General features: G+C 46.3%; 4 protein-coding genes. All 4 read right to left on the bottom strand.

The features are described from left to right. Positions 1 to 314: 314 nt before the first annotated feature. Positions 315 to 2237 (bottom strand): hypothetical protein, encoded by a 1923-nt coding sequence (locus ACLFWI_RS26295; RefSeq protein WP_446415375.1) that lies wholly within the window; start codon positions 2235 to 2237, stop codon positions 315 to 317. Positions 2238 to 2243: 6 nt separating this feature from the next. Next, positions 2244 to 2798, bottom strand: coding sequence for a GAF domain-containing protein (locus ACLFWI_RS26290; RefSeq protein ID WP_446415374.1), 555 nt, complete (start codon positions 2796 to 2798; stop codon positions 2244 to 2246). 267 nt (positions 2799 to 3065) lie between these two features. Beyond that, entirely contained in the window at positions 3066 to 3500 is a 435-nt protein-coding gene (locus ACLFWI_RS26285; RefSeq protein ID WP_446415373.1) for a hypothetical protein, read from the bottom strand. A gap of 221 nt (positions 3501 to 3721) precedes the next feature. Beyond that, a complete protein-coding gene (locus tag ACLFWI_RS26280) occupies positions 3722 to 5116 on the bottom strand; it encodes a PAS domain-containing sensor histidine kinase (protein WP_446415372.1) in 1395 nt (464 codons plus the stop codon). Between the last annotated feature and the right edge of the window lie 126 nt (positions 5117 to 5242).

Below are 5242 nucleotides of genomic sequence, written 5' to 3'. Positions count from 1 at the left end.
CCTACAGATTCCCTAAACCCGCCCCTACAGATTCCCTAAACCCGCCCCGACAATTTCAAAGCAATTTATCCACTGTAAATATGGCTCAAAGTGTTGATGGGCTTTGCGGTTTCTGCTTTGTGCAGCAAGCCCTACAATAGATAAAAACTTAGACAAAATAGCGAGCGAGACGCAAAGCCTGCGGCATGGCTTCGCTAAAGCCTGCGGCATGGCTTCGCTAAACGCACTACAACCGTTCCTAGTTCCCCGTTACCTGTTCCCTTTTCCCCGTTCCCTTTTCTCACCACAAAAAAAACCTAATTATTACTTATTACCTACTCCCATTCTGGACCTGTCAATGTGCCTCGCAGACGCCAGTTTCCTGCGGGAGAAAACACGTCTAAAAGACCACTATTTAATTCTTGCTGAACATAAGGACTATCTAACACCGCCCAATCGTCGAGAACTCGTTCTTTCCCATTAATCTGTGCTAAACCTGCGCCTTGATTGGGTTGATAGGTCATCTGTAAGCGATCGCCGGCTAAACTGGTATAGGTAAGCTGACCCATTGTTTCCCAGGACGTATCGCGAATCTCTGTTTGGTCAAGGGCTTGCTGTAACGCCTCGATTGTGGGATAATCGTCAACACTGGCTACATCGGTAATCCAAGCGGTATTCCTGCCGATTGCCGCTAACACTTGGTAATCAGAATATTTCTGTGATACCTGATTTTGCCAGCTTATCTGTTCACCCCAAGGACGGGCGCAAAGGAAGGCATTTTCAATGCGCCAAATGTACCAATCCCCATAGCGCTGGGGTTTCCCATATCGAGTCGGTAAAACTAGGTGAGAACGCCCCGGTACATCAGCGGCTTTATCTTGTGGATTTAAGCGTAACTGATAAATTACTGCACCCTTTTCTTGGACGTACTGATCTCCTGGAGAACGCCCTGTCGCCATGGCGGAATGATAGGTTCCGCCCAAACTAACAACGGCATTATTTTGCCTTTTAGGATCGCGGATGACTAATTTATAGGTAGCATATTGGGCATTAATTGTGCCTTTGACTTGGTAAGAACGACTGGGGTCAATTAATGTACCCAAACTATAATCTTGAGTTACATAAAAGGTTTCCCAAAATCGGTTGTCTTGGTGATAACTATAATAACCAGGATGACTGGCTTTAAGCTGAAAGGGTAAGTCTATTTCCTTACGGGCAATCGCTCTCAATTGGGGCGGCGGACGATAATCACTTAATGCGGCGGGTAGTGCTACTCTGGTAACACCACGATCCATACGCTCGACAGGCGTCAACCCTTCGACTCCGCTCCCTTCGACTCCGCTCAGGGTCAAACTATCCCCCCACCAAATCCAAGCCACGCCACTCAAACCACTATCATCCCACGTCCCCCGATCAAAACCGCGACTTTCTGCACCGCCTGCGGTTCCCCAACTGAAGCGCACCGCCATATTGACGGCGTACCAGTCTAATGAGGCTTTCGCCAACTGGCGCAATTCGGGAGTATCAGCAAAATCATAGAGATTCAGCAAACCTGCGATCGCATAACCATAATAGGTCGAAGAATGAAACTCTCCTTGCCCAATCGTCAGGAACTTATTTAATTCTGCCCTTAACCAAGCCTCATTTGTCGCCGCCGTTGCTGGGAGAGGCGTGGGGAAACCACTTCCATCCATCAGCGCTAAACCGGAAATGCGCTGCATGAACTGATGATTTTCTGTACCCTGTTCCAGCCACTCTCGCACCCGCGGCGCATCCACCATACTACGGTAAGAGGCTTGTACCGCTTTGGGCATGGTATCTCGGAATAAGAAGAAGATGCGAATATCGTAGGGGCTGCGGAAGTGATAAAGATCCGGTTTTCCTTCATCTAAACCCAAGAGGATATCCCAGATTTGCTGGCGATCGTATTGTTCCCCTAAGCTGAGGCGGGCAAGAATAACTGGAAGTAGGTATTTATGGGGGTCACTAATCGTGCGAGTACGCCACCAGGTATCTAATCCCTGCAAATCCGCCGCCGCCACCTTTTTCCGAATTGCCAAACTCCGCGCCCGAAATGCGGCTTCTGTTTCCCCTTCATCTAAAATACGGTCTTTGAGCAGGGTTTGTGACTGCCCCGATCCGCCCCATTGCCACTGTGACAACAGGGATCGACTCAGGGGAAAATCTGCAGCCCAATCCGCCGTACCGACGAGTGCGGTAAGAGTTGTCAGCGCTAGAACTAGGACTTTGACTTTCATCGATATCTAGCTATCTCGAATGGCTGGAACCGTCGCTAGGGTTTGGGCGGCTTTTTTCATCGCTTCAATGTCAGACTGTGACCAAGGATGGGTATCTTGACAATGATGAGCCGCAAGTAATCCCCATAACCGTCGCGGTGTGAGAATCGGCACAACTAAATTGGCACGTACTTTCAGGCTACCTAAAAAGTCGCGGTGACAGGGATCGATGGGTTCGGCTTGAATATCTGCGATCGCTCTGACTCGTCCTGCATAATATAACTCGGCATACTCGTCATTAAAGCATTCATCGCCCCCTGTCGAGCCGAAGATGGAGTATTTGGGAGAACTCAATGACTCGAAGGTGACTTGCCCTTTCCACTCGTAATAGAAATAATATAGAACCACGCGATCGACGGCTAACACGTTTCGCAGATAGTCAGTCGTTCCTTGAATTAGCGTATCCCGTGCCAAATTCTTAGCCAGACGGTCAGCAAAGGATCGTAAACCTGGATCACCCGTGGTTATCGATTGATCAGAATCAGAGTTGGTTTGGGAATTCCCTGGCACTGGCTGATTCATGTTAAGTCCCAATTATTGGTTACACTTGCTATTTTATCCTTGGCGGGGGATTGGTGAAGTTTTGATCCTTCACTTCGTTCGTCGGGAACCTGGTTTTAACCTTCGCTTGGCTCAAGGGGTCTGGTTTTGTGTAGGGGCGGGTTTAGGGATTTTCTTTTCGCTATTGATGACTAATGTTTGTTCAGAAACCGCCCTGACCGATGTTTAGGGGCTCACTTTCACTACTATCTTTCGTTGTCACCCCTGCACGCCCGCTCAATATCACCGCTAATCAGAGCGCGATCGCAGATAATTGATTAGCAACGCTGCCATGGAAAATACACATAGACTTTTCCACACAAATAACCACCAAGGACGCCACCAGGCTCCTGTCTGTACTTCGATGATATCCGATAGTCCAAAGAAAAAGAAGGTGAGGAAAGCCATGAGTGCTTGATATCGCTCTGTTCCCGAACGGCGAATGATTCGGACTCCAAATGTGAGTGCGATCGCGTTCCAAATCCCCGCCTCGATATAATTCCCTTTAGTGTAAATAGCTTCTAGCCGTTTAACTTGAGCGGCTGCCTGTTGGGGACTCGTCGGTTCCGAAAACGTCAACTCTGTCCAAATTCCTAAACTTACCAATAGGAAAAATAAGATGATCAGCCTTATCTTAGCAGCGTTGGTAATAGCAAAATATTTTTTTGTCGGCTTTTTGCTCATCACTCACACACTCAATTTATAGCCAATTACCTATTTATTAACTCATGAATAAAGGCGGGTTTTATTGTTCATTTTTTGGTAACCCGTCAGGGCGAGTTTTATTGTTCATTTTTTGGTAACCCGTCAGGGCGGGTTTTGCTGTTCATTTATCGGTGAATATCTTAATTGGATGGCTAAACCCGCCCCGACAATTGTGGCTAAACCCGCCCCGACAATTGTGGCTAAACCCGCCCCGACAATCGACTTATGACTTCGCCAGGAATTGTTACCGTAAACGTTGTGCCAACTCCCGGTTCACTGGTCACGCTAATATTGCCACCATGGACGATAACACAAGTTTGAGCAACCGTTAAACCTAATCCTGAACCCGGAATACTATCAATATTTTTTCCCCGGTAGAATGGTTCAAATATATGGGGAATATCATCAGCATAAATGCCAATTCCCTGATCGCAAACTTTAAAACTTATCTCAGTTGTTGTACAAGTTACCCGGAAAGAGATAATGGTATCTGGCGGAGAATATTTAATCGCATTCGTTAGTAAATTGATCAAAACAGAACGCAATAGCTGTTCATCCAAACAGGCATAGCTACAGTCTGCCTGCATAACCAAATTTAGCTCATAAGGATTGTCAGGATTATGCGGTATCTCCGCTAAAATCCCTTGACAAAACTGTGCAAGATTCACCCGCCTTGGCTGGAAATCCAATTGCCCAGTTTCAGCACGATTGATTGTCAGGATATTATCTAACATTTGCCGCAGGCGTTGAGTTGCGGCTTCAATCCGTTGCAGATTTCTGATTTTTTTATCTGGAGAAAATTTATCGGGGCAAAGTTGTAGGAGTTGAACGGAGGCTAAAATCGTACTTAAGGGGGTGCGAAATTCATGGGACACCAATGAAAAAAAGCGTAGCTGGAGTTGGCTCAGTTCTTGCTGGCGTTCGAGTTGGCGACGCATTTTTTCGGCTTGCTGGCGTTCAGTGATATCAATGCCAATACTAATCAGATACTTGAGTGTACTATTGTCATCAAGCAGGACTGTATTGTACCAGGAAATTAGACGCCGAGTGCCATCTCGTGCGATCCAGTAATTTTCATGCTCGTTGGGAAAATGGCAGGCTTGGAGTTCTTCAATAATGGTTTTTACGCATTCAATGTCTTCAGGAAGTAAAAACAAATCCCAAATATACTTTCCCTTGACCTGCTCAAAGGAATAGCCAGTTAGTCGTTCACAGGTTTGATTAAATTGAATAATTCGTCCCTGTTTATCGAGAACGGTAATTAAGGCATTAGCGGTATCGAGAATTACGGAAACAAAATTCTGTTCTTGCCACTCATCTTGTTGGCGATCGCGAATCTCTGGGGACAAGAATTTGCTGTTGTCATCACCTTGTTCCAGTTGAGTAAGTCGTACCCAAAAGCGATAGTAGATGCCAATTAGTAGCAGTATACTAAAACCGTTAGTGATGGTGATTAACAATAGAGGATGCGCCAGAGCCGCCTGGGGAGCGAATCCCATTAACCGCCATACATAAACAGCGATCGGACTACTGAGAATCAGTAATGCTAAACCCAAACCAGCAAGCAGATTTTTGGGTTGGATAGAATGTGTCATTTGTTACTTGTTATTTATCATTTATTATTTGTCATACTCGCTCCCGAAAAGAAGCAAGCTACGTCACTCGTCCGATTACTTAACTGTGATCAGTGGATCGATGCTCTAGAGGATGAGTAGAGGCAA

It is taken from the genome of Coleofasciculus sp. (assembly GCF_046539235.1).
GTDB lineage: Bacteria > Cyanobacteriota > Cyanobacteriia > Cyanobacteriales > Coleofasciculaceae > Coleofasciculus.
The sequence above is the reverse complement of the archived record's forward strand: the minus strand, read 5'-3'. Positions and strand labels throughout refer to the sequence as shown.